General features: G+C 66.9%; 1 protein-coding gene. It reads right to left on the bottom strand.

The window, feature by feature from the left end; genetic code table 11:
• On the bottom strand, positions 1–245 hold a 245-nt coding region (locus SB751_RS34110), incomplete at both ends, for an aminotransferase class III-fold pyridoxal phosphate-dependent enzyme (protein ID WP_410749508.1).

Here is a 245-nt window from a genome sequence, read left to right as displayed (position 1 = left end):
GCGAACGTCAGATCTTCCAGACGCCTGGCGAGACGCAGCACCGGCTCGTTGGTGTAGCCATTGCCGATGTGCCACAGCTTGCCGCCCTGCTCGTGCAGCACTTTCAGCAGTTCGGGGTGCGCATGACCGAGCGCGGTGACGGCGATGCCGCCGGCGAAGTCGATATAGTCGCGGCCTTGCGTATCCCAGACGCGCGAGCCGAGACCGCGATCCGGCACGAAGGGCGCGGGCGCAAACACCGGCAC

It is taken from the genome of Cupriavidus sp. SIMBA_020, assembly GCF_046535395.1.
Taxonomy (GTDB): Bacteria; Pseudomonadota; Gammaproteobacteria; order Burkholderiales; family Burkholderiaceae; genus Cupriavidus; species Cupriavidus campinensis.
The sequence above is the reverse complement of the archived record's forward strand: the minus strand, read 5'-3'. Positions and strand labels throughout refer to the sequence as shown.